The organism is Streptomyces sp. WMMC500, assembly GCF_027497195.1.
Lineage (GTDB): Bacteria > Actinomycetota > Actinomycetes > Streptomycetales > Streptomycetaceae > Streptomyces.
In genome coordinates this window covers 8324806-8341185 of record NZ_CP114905.1, presented here as the reverse complement: position 1 = coordinate 8341185, position 16380 = coordinate 8324806, and the positions used below count along the sequence as shown (strand labels likewise).

Sequence of the window (16380 nt, the reverse complement as noted above, 5' to 3'; positions counted from 1 at the left end):
CGTGACCGCCCACTACGACGAGGCCGAGGTGCTGCGCGACGTGTCCCTGGAGGTCGGCGCCGGCGAGGTCGTGACGCTGGTGGGCCGCAATGGGGCCGGGAAGACCACGCTGCTGCGCTGCGTGATGGGCCTGCACCGGCGCACGGCCGGGACGGTCCGGCTGGCGGGCCGGGACCTGAGCGCGGTCTCGCCGCACCGCAGGGCCCGCCGCGGCCTGGGGTACGTGCCCGACGACCGGGGCGTCTACGCGGGGCTGAGCGTGGAGGAGAACCTCACCCTGCCGCCGGCGAAGGCGGGTTCGCGCTGGCCGCTGGCGCGTATCTACGAGGAGTTCCCGGTGCTCGGCGAGCGCCGGCGGAGTCCCGGGGGCAAGCTCTCCGGCGGCGAGCAGCAGATGCTCGCCCTGGCCCGGGTGCTGCGCACCGGCGCGCGGGTGCTGCTGTGCGACGAGCCGACCGAGGGTCTTGCGCCGATCGTCGTCGAGCGCATCGGCGGGATCCTGCGCGAGGCCAAGCGGGACGGGACGGCGGTGCTGCTGGTGGAGCAGAACCTGCGCTTCGCCACCACCGTCGCCGACCGCCACTACCTGCTGGACCGCGGGCGGATCGCGGAGTCGCTGGCCAACGACGACGTGCGGGAGCGCGAACACGAACTCCTCGGCTACCTGGGCCTGTAACCCGGCCATCGCAAGGGCCACATCGGCCACTCGACCACTTCAAGGAGGAAGCATGGTGCACACCTGGTCGAAAGCCGCGGTCGCCACGGCCACGGTGGTGGCCGGATCGTTGCTGGCGGGGTGCGGCGGAGGCGGACCCGGCTCCGGCGGCGGGAAGATCAGCGACGGCGGGATCACCCTGGGCGTGCTCACCGACCTCTCCGGCGTCTACGCCGAACTGGCCGGACCCGACGCCGTCACGGCGGTGGAGATGGCCGTCGCGGACTTCGAGAAGGAGCACGGCGGCGACGCGGTCACCGACGACATCGAGGTCATCTCGGCGGACCACCAGAACAAGCCGGACATCGCCAACACCCAGGCGCGGGACATGTACGACCGGGAGCAGGCCGACGCGGTCTTCGACGTCCCGACGTCGTCCGCGGCGCTCGCCGTGGCGAACGTCGCCGAGCAGTCGCAGAAGCTGTACTTCAACATCGGCGCCGCGACCACGGAACTCGCCGGCGAGTCCTGCAACCCGTACACCTACGCCTGGGCCTACGACACGTACATGCTCGCCAACGGGACGGGCACGGAGGTGACGAAGCAGGGCGGCGAGAGCTGGTACCTCATCTACCCGGACTACGCCTTCGGCCAGGACATGGAGAAGCAGTTCAGCACCGCCGTCGAGAAGGCCGGCGGCGAGGTGGTGGGCAAGGACCCGACCCCGTTCCCGAACGACAACTTCTCCACGTTCCTGCTCAAGGCGTCCGCGAAGAAGCCGGCGCCCGACGTGCTCGGCACGCTGCAGGCGGGCGGCGACCTGGTCAACGTCGTGAAGCAGTACCAGCAGTTCAAGCTCGCGGACAAGGACATCCAGCTCGCCATCGGGTTGATGTTCGACACCGACATCAAGGCGATCGGGCAGGACAAGCTCACCGGCACGATGTTCACCTCCCCCTGGTTCTGGAACGTCGACGAGGAGTCGAGGCGCTGGGCCGAGCGGTTCAGGGAGAAGGCGGGCACCTGGCCGACGTTCGACCACGCCGCCAACTACTCCGCCGCCACGCACTACCTCCAGGCCGTGCAGCGCGCCGGAACCGACGATCCGGAGGAGGTCAACAAGGAGCTGGAGGGCATGAAGTTCGACGACTTCTTCGCCCGCAACGCCGAGGTGCGCGCGGCCGACCACCGCGTCGTGCACGACGCCTACCTGGCCCGGGTCAAGGACCCCGCGGACAGCGAGACCGAAGGCGACTACACCGAGAAGGTGGAGACCATCCCCGCCGACGAGGCGTTCGGTCCGGTCTCACCCGACTGCTCGATGTCCTGACCCCGCGACCCACGGCCGCGGCCCGCGGCCTTCCGCCCGGGCCGCGGCGGACGAACGGGAACCCACGATGACCTCCTTCCTGCAACAGGCGTTCAACGGCCTGGTCTCGGGCGGCTTCTACGCGCTGCTCGCCCTCGGCCTCGCCGTCATCTTCGGCATGCTCCACGTCGTCAACTTCGCCCACGGTGCGATCTACATGCTCGGCGCGTTCGGCGCGGTGGCCCTCCAGGACACCGCGGGGCTCGGGTTCTGGTGGGCGCTGCTGCTGGTGCCGCTCGGCGCGGCCCCGGCCGGCATGCTGCTGGAGCGGCTGTTCATCCACCGGCTGGCCGCCCTCGACCCGCTCTACAACTTCCTGCTCACCTTCGGCATCGCGCTGGTCTGCCAGGACCTGCTGCGCATGAAGTACGGCGCCCAGTCCACCCCGTACGACGAGGGGCCCTTCTCCGGCTCCGTCGACCTCGGGCTCTTCGACTACCCCGCGTACCAGGTCTTCGTCCTCGGCGCCGCGGCCGTCGTCTGCCTGGGCGTCTGGGTGCTCCTCACCCGCACCCGCATCGGCACGGTGGTGCGCGCCGCGACCGAGCGGCCGGAGCTGACCCGGGCGCTGGGCATCGACACCGCTCGCTGGGTCACGCCCGTGTTCGGCTTCGGCGTCGCGCTGGCCGCGCTCGCCGGGGTGCTGGCCGCGCCGATGCGCGCGGTCAACTCGGGCATGGGAGGGGACCTGATCATCGTGGTCTTCGCGGTCGTCGTCATCGGCGGCCTCGGCTCCATCCCCGGCGCGGTGGTCGCCGGCTTCGCCATCGGGATGCTCCAGGCCCTCGGCAACCTCTACGTCCCCGTCCTGTCGCAGACGTCGGTCTTCCTGCTGATGGCCGTGGTGCTGCTGGTCCGGCCGGCCGGACTCTTCGGCAAGGAGGAACACGCCCTATGATCCTCGCCCTGCTCGACCGGCTCCGCGGCCGGCCCGCCTGGCTGCGCTGGGGGCTGCTGGCCGCCGGGCTCACGTCCGTCCTCGCACTGCCGTGGGTCCTCTATCCCCCGGTGGCCGCCGACATCCTCTGCTGGGGGCTGTTCGCCGTCGCGTTCGACCTGCTGCTCGGCCACGCCGGGCTGCTGTCCTTCGGCCACGCCGCGTTCTGGGGCACCTCGGCGTACACCACCGGGCTCATCGCCATCCACGCCGGCGTGCCCTTTCCGCTCGCGGTGGCCGGCGGCGCGGTGGCCGCCGCCGTCGTCGCCGTGCCCATCGGCCTGCTCGCGGTGCGCCGCAGCGGCATCTACTTCGCCATGGTCACCCTCGCCTTCGCGCAGATGATCTACTTCATCGCGAACCAGTGGGGCGACGTCACGGGCGGCGAGAACGGGCTGCAGGGCATCCCGCGCGAGCTGCCGGGCGTGGACCTGTCGGACTCCTTCGTCTACTACTACGCGGCACTGCCGCTGATCCTGGCCGGTCTGGCCGCCGCCTGGCGCATCGTGCACTCGCCGTTCGGCCGCGTCGTCGCCGCGGTACGGGACAACCCGGCGCGCGCCCGGGCACTCGGCTACTCCGTCGACCGCTACAAGGTGGTCGTCTTCACCGTCTCCGCGTTCCTGTCCGGTCTCGCCGGCGGGCTGTACGCCGTCAACCACGGGTTCGCCTCGCTGCAGGAGGTGTACTGGACGACCTCCGGCAAGGTCGTGGTGATGACGGTGCTCGGCGGCATCGGCACCCTGTGGGGCAGCCTGCTGGGGGCGGCGGCCGTCGTGCGGCTGGAGGACTGGCTTTCCACGTCCGGGTTCGACGAGGTCGGGATCGTCACCGGCAGCCTGTTCATCCTCGTCGTGCTGCTCTTCCGCCGCGGCATCTGGGGCACCGTGTCGCACCTGCTCCAGCCGCGCGCGCCCACCGCGGGCATGCGCCCCGCCGACTCCGGGAACGGTACGGTCCGTGACCGCGCCACCGGCGACCGGCCGGAGCGCTCCCTGGTCAGGGAGCCGTGAGGGAGGAGGCCGCGATGTGCGCGGACCCGCAGGGCGAAGCCCGCGGCGCAGGCTCGGGCGGAGAGGCGGCCGAACTCCTCTTGCGGCTCCTGCGCGAAGGCGCGTCCAAGGAGGCGTACGAGGAGTTGCTCGCCGGCGCGCACGGCGGGACCGCCGCGGCGCTGCGCCCGCTGGTCGACGACGCCCTCGCGGTGCGGGCGCAGTTGGAGGAGCGCCGCCGGCGGGAGGCGGAGCTGGCCGCGCTGTACGAGACGGCGGGCGACCTGTCGTCGCTGCGCGACCTGGAGGCCGTGCTGCGGGCGATCGTCCGCCGCGTCCGCCAGCTCATGGGCACCGACGCCGCCTACCTCATGCTCAACGACGACGACCGCGGCGACACGTACATGCGCGTCACCGACGGCATCCGCACGGACGCCTTCAAGCAGGTGCGGCTCGCCATGGGTGCGGGGCTCGGCGGCCTCGTCGCGAAGACGGGCGTGCCGTACCACACGCCGGACTACCTCGACGACCCGCGCTTCGACCACACCATCGACGACGTCGTGGGCGGCGAAGGGGTGACGGCGATCCAGGGCGTGCCGCTGTCCCTGGGCGACCGGGTCATCGGCGTGCTCTTCGCCGCCAACCGCCGCGCCCGGCCCTTCTCGCCGGCCGAGGTGGCGCTGCTGGTCTCCCTCGCCGACCACGCGGCGATCGCCATCGAGAACGCCACCCTCTTCCAGGACGTGCGCCGCACGGTCGAGGAGCTGACCGAGGCCAACGCGGTCGTCCAGGCGCACAGCGAGTCCATCGAACGGGCCGCGGCGCTGCACGAGCGGCTGACCAGGATCGTCCTGGACGGTGGCGGCCTCGCGGACGTCGCCGACACCCTCGCGGAAGTGCTCGGCGGCGGCCTGCTGGTCCTCGACCCGCACGGGCGCACGATGGCGGCGGCCGGCGCCGACCCGGTGGTCGAGCAGGCCCGCGCCGAGGGTGCCCTGCCCGACTCCTGTCCGGCGGCACGTGCCGTGCGCGAGGCTCGCGTGCTGAGCACCGACGCGCGCAGGACGCGCCGGGTGCCGGCCGCCGGCGGCGGCTCCGCCGCGTGCGCCACCCCCGTGGTCGCCGGCGGCGAGGTGCAGGGCGTCCTGCTGCTGCTGTGCCGCCGCATCGGCGCCGACGACGTGCGGCTGCTGGAGCGGGCGGCGATGGTCACCGCGCTGCTGCTGCTCGGGGAGCGGACGGTGGCCGAGGCCGAGTACCGGCTGCGCGGCGAGTTCCTCGACGATCTGCTGTCGTCTCCGCACCGCGACCCCGAAGGGCTGCGCCGCCGGGCCGCCCTGATGGGCATCGCCCACGGCCGCCCGCACACCGTGCTCACCGCCCGCTCCCGGGACGGCGCCCCGCGCCGGCGCATCGCGGACGCCGCGGCCCCCTACGCGGCGCGCCACGGCGGCCTGGCCGGAGAGCACCACGGCGACGTCGTCGTCCTGCTGTCCGGCGACGCGGACCCCGGCGCCCAGGCCCGCGACCTCGCCGAGCACCTGCGCCGCACCCTGGACACGGCCGTCACCGTCGGGGCCGCGGCCGCGTCCGCCGGCCTGGAGGCCATCGTCGAAGCCCACCCGGACGCGGTCCGCTGCCTGGACGTGCTGCTCGCCCTGGGCCGCGACGGCGAGGGCGCGTCACCCGACGAACTCGGCGTCTACGGCCTGCTGTTCCACCAGACCGGCCGGGACGAGCTGCGCCGCTTCGTGCGCCGCACCCTCGGTCCGGTGCTCGACTACGACGAACGCCGCAGCGGCGACCTGGCCCACACCATCACGACGTACTTCGCCTGCGACGCCAACCTCACCCGCACCGCGGCCGAGCTCTACGTCCACGTCAACACCCTCTACCAGCGCATCGACCGCATCACCGCGCTGCTGGGCCCGCACTGGCGGCACGGGGACCACGGGCTCCAGGCGCATCTGGCGGTGAAGGTGCACGCCATGCTCTCCGCGTCGGCGGAGCCGCGGTGACGGGCCCGGCCGGCGCCGGGCCCGTCGGTGCGCCGGTGTTCAGAGCAGACCCCAGAACCGCGCGGTGTGGAAGCCGGAGCAGATGCGGTCCGGGTAGTACGTGCCCGCCGTCCCGCACTGCCCGGCCGCCGTGCCCGGGTCGACGGGCAGGCCGTGGCCCATCCCGGAGACCATGTACGTCTCCACCACGGAGCGGCCGGACGCGTCCGCGTACGAGGCCCTCGTCGTGCCGCCGGGCAGCGTGGTCGTCTCCGCCGGTGTCTGACCCGTGCCCCAGACGTCCGTCCACTGGTCACGCGACTCCGTCGCGTTCGCCGGCACCACCGTGGTGTCGGCGGTGCCGTGCCATATCGCCACCCTGGGCCACGGCCCGTCCCAGCCGCCCGAGGCGTCGCGCACGAGGTCGCCCCACTGCCGCGGGGTCCTGCCGGAGGAGACGTACATGCACGTGTAGGCGTCGACGAGGCTGCGCGCGCAGCCGGCCGGTATGCCGGCGGCGATGGCGCCGCCGGCGAACACGTCGGGGTACGCGGCCAGCAGCTCCGCGGTCATGGCGCCGCCGGCGGAGAGACCGGTGACGAACACGCGGCCGGGGTCGGTGCCGTAGAGCGCGGTGGCGTGATCGGCCATCTGCTTCACGGACAGCGCCTCGCCCCGGCCGCGCGCGGTGTCCGCCGACTGGAACCAGTTGAAGCAGGAGTTGGCGTTGTTGGCGCTCGTGGTCTGCGGGTAGACCACGGCGAAGCCGTGCGCGTCGGCCAGCTCGGCCCAGCCGGAGTGGCCGTGGTAGTCGCTCGCGCTCTGCGTGCAGCCGTGCAGCGCGAGGACCAGCGGGGCGCCGGCGGGCAGGCCGTCGGGCACGTAGGCGTACATGCCGAGGTTGCCGGGGTTGGAGCCGAAGCCGGTGACCGGCGTGAGGCCGGCCGGCGCGGCGCTCGCCGGCGCGGGCGCCGCGAGCATCCCGGCGACCAGGGCGAGCGGCGCGAACAGCGCGCACAGTAACGCCCGGGAGCGCACACGGGTGCGGTCACGAACCGCCATGGGGTTCTCCCGTCGTGAGGGGGGTGGGTGGACGGGTGCCCGGCCCGGGCGTCCTGCCCGCGCCGGGGCACCCGACTCCGCACGTTAGGCACGCACCGGCGTGGCGCCATCGGATGCGGCACACACTCCTGAGGGCGCCGGCCTGTGGCCGGACTCCAGTGCGGGGCTCCCCAACCGCCGCCCGGCGACGCGCACTCGAGGCGGGGGCGCGGGCGAAAAGCGGTCACTCTGCGGTGACCGGTGGGGCACACTGAGGAACATGCGCGACAACGCTGACCGCGAGCCCCAGCGTGTGACGATTCGCCTGCCCGACCCGGACGATCCGGTCGCCCGGGTCACCGAGACGGACGCCGCCCAGTACGCGATCCGCTACCCGTACATGCTGGTGCGCGGGCCGCTGTTCGGCGTCGCCGAGCAACGGCCCGGCGAGGCACCGCGCTGGCGGCTGTGCTCCGACATGGACTCCGGCATGCCGCAGGACGCCCGCGACTCGCTCAACTCGCAGTTGTGGTTCACCGCCAGGGACAAGGCCGGCGACCGCGAGCACCGCCGCCGGCTGCTGGCGGCGGTGGCGGTGCTGGAACGGGAGCCCGTCGACGAGGTCAGGGTCGGCGAGGTCCGCCACCGCATCGTGCGCGCCGACGAGTTCACCCGCACCGACGGGCGGCGCCCGGAGCCGCCGCGCCCCACGGACCCGGACTCGGACGGCTGGGACCGCGCCGATGCCGCCCCCTCGCGCACCCGCGGCTTCGTCATCGACGCGGGCGCCGCGACCGGGCCGGCCGAGGGACTGCTGCGGATGGCGCTGCGGGACTTCGCGTACACCTCCCCGCGGCTGCCGCGCCAGGTGCGGGGCGACTCCGAAGCGGCCGTCGTCTCCCACCCGGACGTGGTGATGCTGCCCCCGGCGTTCCGGGTGCTGGAGCAGCAGGAGGATGCGTGGGAGATGCTCGGCTGCCAGCACTCCACGCCGCAGCAGGCGCGGCAGCAGTTGGCCGACTTCCTCACCAACAGGCACGGCTTTCCCCCGCCGATGGGACCGCCCGAACAGGACGCGGCGGCCTGCCGGCGGGCCGCGGACGACTTCCGCCGACGCCGGCGCGGGGACGAACTCGAGGTGTGCGGGCGGCGGTTCGTCATCGTGCGGGTGGAGCGGACGATGCGTATCGGAGCCGACGGACCCGAGACCCCGCGCTCCTCGGACGTGGACGAGTACGGGCCGAGCAAGATCCATCCGACGATGGACGCGGACGGCACGATCACCTACGACTGACGCCGCCGGGGTTGCCGGGCGAAGGGGACATGAGCGCCCGCCCGCCTCCTGCCGGGACCTGAGGCTCCGGCGAACCCGCTGTGAGGTGCGGCCGCCCCGGGCTGCCCCCCTGGTGGCGACGGCCGGTCTGGGGGCATGGTCTCCTGCATGAACGCAAACCGCGCGAACGAGTTCCCCCACCGCCTCGCCCGCACCCGCAAGTACACGCTCGGCCTGCCGCACGGCACGACCGTCTCGCCCGACGGCGAGCGCGTGCTGTTCCTCCGTACCGGGAGCGGTACGGATCCCGTGGCGCGGCTGTGGCTGTACGAGGCGGGTGAGGAGCGGGAGCTCGCGGACCCGGCCGCGCTGGCGCGGGGCGGGGCGGAGCCCGCGGCCGAGCGGGTGCGGCGGGAGCGGGCGCGGACGCGGACGGCGGGGATCACCGCGTACGCCGCGGATGCCGCCGTGCGGCTCGTGGTGTTCGCGCTGGGCGGGGAGCTGTGGGCGGTACGGACCGGCGGCTCGGCACCGTTCCGGGTGCCGGCCGCCGGGCCGGCCGTCGACCCGCGCCTCTCCCCCGACGGCAGGTACGTCGCGTACGTCACGGGCGGCGCGCTGCACGCCGTTCGCGTCGAGGACGGCGAGGACCGGCTGCTCGCGGCGCCCGAGGGACCCGACGTGACGTACGGGCTGCCCGAGCACGTCGCCGCCGAGTCGATGCACCGCGACCGCGGCCACTGGTGGGCCCCGGACTCCGGCGCGCTGCTCGTCGCGCGCGTGGACGAGGCCGGCGTGCAGCGCTGGCACCTCGCCGACCCCGCCGACCCCGCGGCCGAACCGCGCGCCGTGCGCTACCCCGTCGCCGGCTCGGCCAACGCGGACGTCTCCCTGCACGTGGTCACGCTGGACGGCCGGCGTACGGAAGTGCGCTGGGACCGGGCGGCGTACGAGTATCTGGCCACCGTCCGCTGGGACGCCCACGGCCCGCTCCTCGGCGTGCAGAGTCGTGACCAGCGCATCCTGCTCACCCTCGGCGCCGACCCGGACACCGGCGACACCCGCGTGCTCGCCGAGACCCGCGACGCGCACTGGACCCGGCTGGTCCCGGGAACCCCGGCCAGGACCGCGTCCGGCGCGCTGCTCCGGGTCGCGAACGACACCGCCACGGACACCTACCGGCTCCTGCGCGACGGCGAGCCCGTCACGCCCGCCGGGCTGCAGGTGCGCGCGGTGCTCGGCGTCACGGGCGAGCGGGTGCTGTTCACGGCGGCCGGGGACCCGGCGGAACGGCACGTGTGGTCGTACGAGCCGGGGCCTGGCTGCACCCCGCTGACCGGCGAGCCGGGCCACCACGCGGCGGCCGCGGGCGGCGGGACCACGGTGCTGGAGAGCGTGACGCCCGCCGGGCCGGCGACGCGGGTGCTGGCCGCCGGCCGCGCGGCGGCGGCGCTGGTCTCCGTCGCCGAGGAGCCGGCGGTCCGCCCCCGCCCGCGGCGCCTCGACGGGCCCGAAGGGCTGCGCAGCAACCTGTTCCTGCCGTCGTGGCACAGCCCGGGCGACGGTCCGCTGCCGGTGCTGCTCGACCCGTACGGCGGGCCGGGGCTGCGCCTTGCGGTGCCGGCGCGCGGGTGGTGGACGCTGGTCTCGCAGTGGTTCGCGGAGCAGGGTTTCGCCGTCCTGGTCACCGACGGGCGGGCCACGCCGGGCCCGCCGTCGTGGGAGCGGACGAACACCGGCGACAAGCGGGACACGGCCGTCGCGGACCAGGTGCGGGGGCTGCAGGCGGCGGCGGCCGGCCATCCGGACCTCGACCTGGAGCGGGTCGGCATCCGCGGCTGGTCGTTCGGCGGCTTCCTCGCGGCGGCTGCGGTGCTCACCCGGCCGGACGTCTTCCACGCCGCCGTCGCGGGCGCACCCGTCACCGATGCCCGGCTGTACGACACGCACTACCAGGAGCGCTTCCTGGGCCACCCCGCGAAGTACCCGGAGCACTACGACCGTTCGTCCCTCGTGGGGCTCGGCCACCGGCTGAGCCGCCCCCTGCTGCTCGTCCACGGCCTCGCGGACGACAACGTCGTCGCGGCCCACACCCTGCGGCTGTCCGCCGAGCTGCTGGCGGCGGGCCGGTCGCACAGCGTCCTGCCGGTGCCCGGCGCGTCGCACATGATCTCCGACAACGCGATCGCCGAGAATCTCCTCTGGTTCGAGCTGGCGTTCCTGCGGCGGGAGCTGAACGCCGGACCCCCGGCGTACGTATGAGGGCGCTGAGGCACACGATCAGAACGCCGGACCCGCCGGCCCAGGGCGGACGACCGGCGCACCAGGAAAGGGCCCCACCATGACGCAATCCCGCAACCCGGCCCGGTTCACCGCCCGCCGCACCGTCGTCGCCGCCGTGGGCGCCGGCGGGCTCACCGCCGCGCTCGCCGCCTGCGGCGACGACTCGGGCGACGGCGGCGACTCGGGCGACACCGGCGGCGCCCAGGAACAGCCGCAGGAAGGCGGCGGAGACGACGGCGCGCAGCTCGGCACCACCGCAGAGGTGCCCGAGGGCGGCGGCAAGATCTTCAAGGACGAGAAGGTCGTCGTCACGCAGCCGGAGCCGGGCGAGTTCAAGGCGTTCTCCGCCGTCTGCACGCACCAGGGGTGCCTCGTCAGCAGCGTCGAGGACGGCACCATCAACTGCGCCTGTCACGGCAGCAAGTTCGCCATCGCGGACGGCAGCGTCGCGCACGGCCCGGCGACGCAGCCGCTGCCGGCGGAGGACGTACGGGTCGAGGGGGACGCGCTGCGCCGGGGCTGAGGGGCGTACGGCCGTGGCGCACGGCTGAGGCGCCGGGCGGACGGGGCGGGACGGGCGGTCGCGGGTGGGGCGGCCACCGGCCCGGCCCCCGGCTCCGGCCGCGGGGCGGCCACCGGCCCCGTGGGCGATCCGGTCATGCGATCCGGTCGTCAGAGCCGGTCGGCGGACCCCGCCGGGCGGCCAGCGGAGCCCGCGGTTCCGATGGCGCGGCCCGCCGCCTGCAGCGCGCGTACCGCCTCCCTGATCGACGGCCGGCGATCGGCGTCGGAGCGCCAGATCGCGTAGATGTGACGGTGCATCGCGCCCCGTACCGGCAGAATGCGTACGCCCGCGGGCACCGGCCCGCGGCCCAGCCGCGGCGCGACGGCCACGCCGAGTCCCGCGGCGATGAGCGCGAGCTGCGTGTGGTGCTCCTCGGCGGTGTGCGCGATGCGCGGCTCGATGCCCGTGGCGCGCAGCGTGAACACCAGCCAGTCGTGGCAGAACTCGCTCTCCGGCCAGGAGATCCAGTCGTCGTCCGCGAAGTCCTCCAGGACCACGTCCGTGCGATCCGCGAGCGGGTGGTCCGCGGGCACGGCGACGTCCGCGACGTCGTCGAGCAGCGGCGCCCGGGACAGCCCCGGCGGCAGCGGCAGGGGTTTGTTGTACCAGTCCAGCACGACGCCGAGGTCGTGGTCGCCGCGCATGACGCCGGGCACCGTCTCGTCCGGCTCCTGCTCACGCAGGCGTACGCGCAGCTCGGGGTGGTCGCGGCGGAGCGCGGCGAGCGCGGCGGGGAACAGCCCGCGGGCGGCGGTCGGGAACGCCGCGAGCCCCAGCTCTCCGACGGGCCGCCCGCGGTGCGCCTCCAGCTCGGACTGCGCCGCCTCGACCTGCGACAGGATCCGGGTGGCGTGCTCGGAGAGCAGCCGTCCGGCATCGGTGAGGCGGATGCCCCGGCCGTTCTTGGCGAGCAACTGCTGCCCGGTCTCCCGCTCCAGCTTGGCGAGTTGCTGGGAGACGGCGGAGGTGGTGATGTGCAGCCCGTCGGCCGCGGCGCTCACCGAGCCGTGCCGGGCGACGGCGGCCAGGGTGCGCAGGCGTTCCAGGTTCAACATGTAAGCGATGCTACGAGGTACGTGCCATAAAGTCTCGCTTGTGCTACGAGGAGTGTGGGGCTCACCGTAGCTTCCATGACCACGGCACCGGCACCGGCCACCGACCCCGCCGCTCCCCCGCTCGCCGCCTCGCGGCGTCCGCTGCTCGACTGGCGCGTCCGGTTCACCGCCCTCTCGATCGTCTGGGGCTTCAGCTTCCTGCTCATCAAGGTCGGCACCGACGGCTTCGCCCCGCTGCAGGTGACGCTCGGCCGGATGGCCTTCGGCTCCGCCGTCCTCGTCGCCGCTCTCGCGCTGCGCCGGGAGCGGCTGCCGCGCGGTGCCCGCACGTGGGGGCACATCGCGGTGGCCGCCTTCTTCGTCAACGCGCTGCCCTTCTCCCTCTTCGCCTACGCCGAGCTGCACATCTCCTCCTCGCTCGCGGGGATCTGCAACGCCACGTCACCGCTGTGGGCGATGCTCCTCGCCCTCGTCGCCCTCCGGGAGGACCGGCCGACGCGGCGCCGGGTCGCGGGGCTGGGGACCGGCTTCGCCGGCGTGCTGATCGTCCTCGGCGCGTGGCGGGGCTTCACCGGCCAGGACCCGCTGGGCACCGTGCTCGCGCTGGCCGCGTCCGCGAGCTACGCGGTCGGCTGGATCTACATCCGCCGCACGCTCGCCGGCCACGGGCACTCCCACCTGTCGATCGCCGGCACGCAACTGCTCCTCGGGACCGCGCAGTTGGCCGTGGCCGCCGCGCTGTTCACCTCGGTGCCGACCGCGCTCCCGATCGGGCCGCTGCTGGCCGTCGGCACGCTGGGGGTGCTGGGGACGGGGCTCGCGATGCTCATGCAGCACGGGCTGGTGGCAGACGTGGGACCGACGACCGCGCACACTGTCACGTACGTCATCCCGGTCATCGCCACGGCGGCCGGAGTGGCGCTGCTCGGCGAGGAACTGACGTGGAACACGCCGGTCGGCGCGGCGGTGATCCTGGCGGGCGCGGCACTCTCGCGCAGCCGCCCGCGCGCGGAGCGGACATAGCCGCGCCGGTACGGGTGTCCCGTACCGGCCCGGCGCCGGAGCTTCGCGTACCCCTCAGACCCACCGCCGTCCCGGCGCGGGCCGTACCGCCGCCGCCACCGCGTCCGCCAGCGGCTCCACGTCCGCGCCGGCCAGCGGCGAGACGGTCAGCCGGATGCCGGGGGGCGAGGCGAGGCGGAAGCGGGCGCCGGGCGCCGCCGCCCAGCCGGCCCCGAGGAGCTGCGTGACCGCGGAGGTCTCGTCCGGCACCGGCAGCCACACGTTCATGCCGCTGCGCCCGGTTGCCTCGACCCCGCGCCGCCGCAGCGCCGTCAGCAGGGCCGCGCGCCGCCCGTCGTACGAGCGGGCGACCGCCGCCGGGTCCTGGACCCCGCCGTCGAGCAGGTGGGCGACCGTGTCCTGGAGGAGCCGGCTGACCCAGCCGGGGCCGAGGCGCTGGCGGCCCTCGACGCGGTCCACGGTCACCCGGTCCCCGGTGAGCACCGCGAGCCGCAGGTCCGGCCCGTACGCCTTGGCGGCGGAGCGCACCGCGAGCCAGTGCCGCGCGGCGCCGGCCAGCGGCTGGAACGGCAGGCCGACGATCGCGTGGCCGTGGTCGTCCTCGACGAGCAGCACCTCCGGGTGCCGGGCGAGGACGGCGCGCAGCTCGGCGGCGCGCGCGGGGGTGAGCGCGGCGCCGGTCGGGTTCTGCGCGCGGGAGGTCACGACCAGGGCGCGCGCTCCGGCGGCCAGCGCCGCCGCGGCACGCTCCGGCAGGGGCCCCTCGTCGTCCAGCTCCACCGGCACGGGCCGCAGGCCGAGCGCCGGCACGAGGTCGAGCAGGCTGCCCCAGGCGGGGTCCTCGACCGCGACCGCGTCGCCGGGGCGCAGATGGGCGGCCAGCGCGCGCTCGATCGCGTCCAGCGAACCGGAGGTGACGGCCACGGGGCCGGGCGGCACGCCGTCGGCGTCGAAGTCGGCGCGGGCCAGCCGGGCCAGCTCGGGGGAGACGCCCTCGTCGCCGTAGAGCACCGGGCGATCGGCGTGGCGGGCGGCCGCGGCGGCGAGTGCGCCGGCGAGCGGGGGCAGGAGGGCGGGGTCGGGATTGCCGGTGGACAGGTCGCGGACGCCGGGCGGCACGGCGACGCTGATCTGCTCGCGGGGGGCGGTGGCGGGGCGGGCGCGCACCCGGGTGCCGCGCCGGCCGGCGGTCTCGACGGCGCCGCGCTCGCGCAGCATGCGGTACGCGGCCGCCACCGTGTTCGGGTTGACCGACAGCTCGGCCGCCAGCGCGCGCAGCGGCGGCAGCGCGGCACCGGGCCGCAGCGCGCCGGCGCCGATGCCGCGCTCGATGCTGGCGCAGATCTCTGCTGCGCCCCGCCCCTCGATCCGATACTCTCCTAGCACAAAGAATATATTGCACTAGTGCAATGCACACCGCAACCCCGCACCACCGAGCACCGAGGGAGCCGCCCGTGTCCGCCACGCCCCCCGCCGCCTACCGCCCGACCGACCGCACCGTGCCCACGCGCTCCCGCGAGCGCGCCTCGTACGACCGCGACCTGGTGCACTCCGTGCTCGACGCCGGCTACGTCTGCCACCTCGGCTTCGTCCGCGACGGCCGCCCCGTCGTCCTGCCCACGCTCTACGCCCGCGTGGGCGAGCAGTTGTACGTGCACGGCTCCACCGGCTCCCGCCCGCTGCGCACCGCCGGACGGGCCGAGGACGCCGGGCTGCCGGTGTGCCTGACGGTGACGCACGTCGACGGGCTGGTGCTGGCCCGCTCCGCCTTCCACCACTCGATCAACTACCGCTCGGCGGTGGTGCACGGCGACGCGTACGCGGTGACCGACCACGACGAGCGGACGAGGGCACTCGACGCGATCGTCGACCACGTCGTCCCCGGCCGGGCAGACGACTCCCGGCGCGCCAACGCCAAGGAGCTGGCCAAGACGGCGGTGATCCGGCTCGCCATCGAGGAGGTCTCCGTCAAGCTGCGCACCGGCGGCCCCAACGACGAGCCGGAGGACCTGGAGCTGCCGTACTGGACGGGGGTGGTGCCGGTCGCGTCCGTGTACGGCGCGCCCGTACCGGCCGACGACCTGGCGCCGGGCGTCGAGGCGCCCGGCTACCTCCCGGCGGGCTGACCCGGCGGCGGCGCGTCCGCGGGCGCCGGCCGCTCCTCGTCCCGCGGTCGCGGCACGTTGCCCGCGACCGGCTCACCGCGCTCCCCCGAGCCGGTCGCCGGCGCCGCCAGTTGCGCGGTGAACGCGCCGGCCAGCACCAGCGCGCCCCCCACGATCTGGGCCGCGCCCAGGTGTTCGGCCAGCAGCACCCACGCCAGCACGGTCGCGACGACGGCCTCCAGGCACGCGACGACGCCCGCCACCGGCGGCGAGAGCCGGCGCACCGCGAGGACGCCGAACAGGTACGCCAGCACGGTCGTCACCAGGACGATCCAGACGATCAGCGTCCACGCCGGCGGGCGCATGCCGCCGAGTTCGGCGCGCTCGCCCAGCAGCGACCACCGCAGGTTCCAGGGCCGGGAGACGACGGTGAGCACGACGGCGCCGACGATCAGCCCGTACGCGATCACGCCCAGCGGGTGCGGCGCCGTGCCGTCCGCCGCGTCGGTGCCGTGCCCGGCGAGGACGAAGTACGCGCACTGGCAGCACGCCGCGCCGAAGGCGAGGAGCAGCCCGAGCGGGTCGAAGCCCAGCCCGGCCCAGACCTCGACCACGCACGCAAGACCGGTGACCGCGAACAGCACGCCGACCGCCGCCTGCCGGGTGACCGGCCGCCGCTGGACGAACCGCACCCAGCCCAGCACCAGCGCGGGGCCGAAGAACTCGATGAGCAGCCCCACGCCCACCGGGATCCGGGCGATGGCCGCGAAGTAGAACGCCTGCACGCCGGCGACCGCGAGCACGCCGAACCCGGCGAGCAGCACCGGCCGCTCCCGTACCAGCGCGCGGTGCCGCCAGGCGAGCGGGAGCAGCACCAGCGCCGCCCCGGCGATACGCAGCCACACCACGTGCAGCGAGTCCATGCCCTGCTCGATGAGCGGCTTGGCCGCCACCCCGGAACCGCCGAACGCGAGCGCGGAGGCCAGCGCGAGCCCGAGCCCCGCGCGCCTGTCGGATGACTGCTGCATGCGGGCGATTATGTCAGCGCCGTACATGAGTGTCATTCTTCATTGCTGCTGACAGGG

At 74.9% G+C, this 16380-nt stretch carries 14 protein-coding genes; 10 read left to right on the top strand and 4 right to left on the bottom strand.

The genetic code is table 11. The features are described 5' to 3' along the window. Position 1 precedes the first annotated feature (1 nt). The 5 genes from O7599_RS35920 to O7599_RS35900 all read left to right on the top strand — a co-directional run bounded on the left by O7599_RS35920 (position 2) and on the right by O7599_RS35900 (position 5971). Complete coding sequence (locus tag O7599_RS35920) at positions 2–676, top strand: ABC transporter ATP-binding protein (protein ID WP_281619789.1); 675 nt, start codon at positions 2–4, stop codon at positions 674–676. Positions 677–728: 52 nt separating this feature from the next. Continuing rightward, positions 729–1985: an ABC transporter substrate-binding protein gene (locus O7599_RS35915; protein WP_281619788.1), complete on the top strand. Its 1257-nt coding sequence runs from the start codon at positions 729–731 to the stop codon at positions 1983–1985. A gap of 67 nt (positions 1986–2052) precedes the next feature. Next, positions 2053–2922 (top strand): branched-chain amino acid ABC transporter permease, encoded by an 870-nt coding sequence (locus tag O7599_RS35910; RefSeq protein WP_281619787.1) that lies wholly within the window; start codon positions 2053–2055, stop codon positions 2920–2922. After that, a complete protein-coding gene (locus tag O7599_RS35905) occupies positions 2919–3974 on the top strand; it encodes a branched-chain amino acid ABC transporter permease (RefSeq protein ID WP_281619786.1) in 1056 nt (351 codons plus the stop codon). The genes O7599_RS35910 and O7599_RS35905 overlap by 4 nt, the downstream gene beginning before the upstream one ends. A 14-nt stretch (positions 3975–3988) precedes the next feature. Next, positions 3989–5971 (top strand): GAF domain-containing protein, encoded by a 1983-nt coding sequence (locus tag O7599_RS35900; protein ID WP_281623657.1) that lies wholly within the window; start codon positions 3989–3991, stop codon positions 5969–5971. Positions 5972–6010: 39 nt separating this feature from the next. Here O7599_RS35900 and O7599_RS35895 read toward each other — a convergent pair whose 3' ends face one another. Further along, positions 6011–7012: a PHB depolymerase family esterase gene (locus O7599_RS35895; protein ID WP_281619785.1), complete on the bottom strand. Its 1002-nt coding sequence runs from the start codon at positions 7010–7012 to the stop codon at positions 6011–6013. A gap of 259 nt (positions 7013–7271) precedes the next feature. On the opposite strand from O7599_RS35895, the gene O7599_RS35890 reads away from it, so the two are divergent. The 3 genes from O7599_RS35890 to O7599_RS35880 all read left to right on the top strand — a co-directional run bounded on the left by O7599_RS35890 (position 7272) and on the right by O7599_RS35880 (position 11070). Next, the gene (locus O7599_RS35890; RefSeq protein WP_281619784.1) at positions 7272–8285 is read left to right on the top strand and encodes a DUF5954 family protein; all 1014 of its coding nucleotides are present in this window, start codon (positions 7272–7274) and stop codon (positions 8283–8285) included. A gap of 147 nt (positions 8286–8432) precedes the next feature. Then, positions 8433–10526: a prolyl oligopeptidase family serine peptidase gene (locus tag O7599_RS35885; protein ID WP_281619783.1), complete on the top strand. Its 2094-nt coding sequence runs from the start codon at positions 8433–8435 to the stop codon at positions 10524–10526. A 79-nt stretch (positions 10527–10605) separates the two neighbouring features. After that, positions 10606–11070: a Rieske (2Fe-2S) protein gene (locus tag O7599_RS35880; RefSeq protein ID WP_281619782.1), complete on the top strand. Its 465-nt coding sequence runs from the start codon at positions 10606–10608 to the stop codon at positions 11068–11070. 149 nt (positions 11071–11219) lie between these two features. On the opposite strand, the gene O7599_RS35875 is transcribed toward O7599_RS35880, so the two are convergent. Continuing rightward, on the bottom strand, positions 11220–12167 hold the full coding sequence (locus O7599_RS35875) for a LysR family transcriptional regulator (protein ID WP_281619781.1): 948 nt from the start codon (positions 12165–12167) through the stop codon (positions 11220–11222). Between the two features lie 75 nt (positions 12168–12242). Here O7599_RS35875 and O7599_RS35870 point away from each other — a divergent pair, with 75 nt between their 5' ends. Next, on the top strand, positions 12243–13190 hold the full coding sequence (locus O7599_RS35870) for an EamA family transporter (RefSeq protein WP_281619780.1): 948 nt from the start codon (positions 12243–12245) through the stop codon (positions 13188–13190). A gap of 54 nt (positions 13191–13244) precedes the next feature. Here the strand turns inward: O7599_RS35870 and O7599_RS35865 are convergent, their stop codons facing one another. Continuing rightward, positions 13245–14576 (bottom strand): aminotransferase class I/II-fold pyridoxal phosphate-dependent enzyme, encoded by a 1332-nt coding sequence (locus O7599_RS35865; RefSeq protein ID WP_281619779.1) that lies wholly within the window; start codon positions 14574–14576, stop codon positions 13245–13247. 68 nt (positions 14577–14644) lie between these two features. Between O7599_RS35865 and O7599_RS35860 the strand changes: the two genes are divergently transcribed. After that, the gene (locus O7599_RS35860; protein WP_281619778.1) at positions 14645–15316 is read left to right on the top strand and encodes a pyridoxamine 5'-phosphate oxidase family protein; all 672 of its coding nucleotides are present in this window, start codon (positions 14645–14647) and stop codon (positions 15314–15316) included. Here O7599_RS35860 and O7599_RS35855 read toward each other — a convergent pair. Next, positions 15298–16350 (bottom strand): EamA family transporter, encoded by a 1053-nt coding sequence (locus O7599_RS35855; RefSeq protein ID WP_281619777.1) that lies wholly within the window; start codon positions 16348–16350, stop codon positions 15298–15300. The two genes, O7599_RS35860 and O7599_RS35855, sit on opposite strands and share 19 nt — an antisense overlap. Positions 16351–16380: the final 30 nt, after the last annotated feature.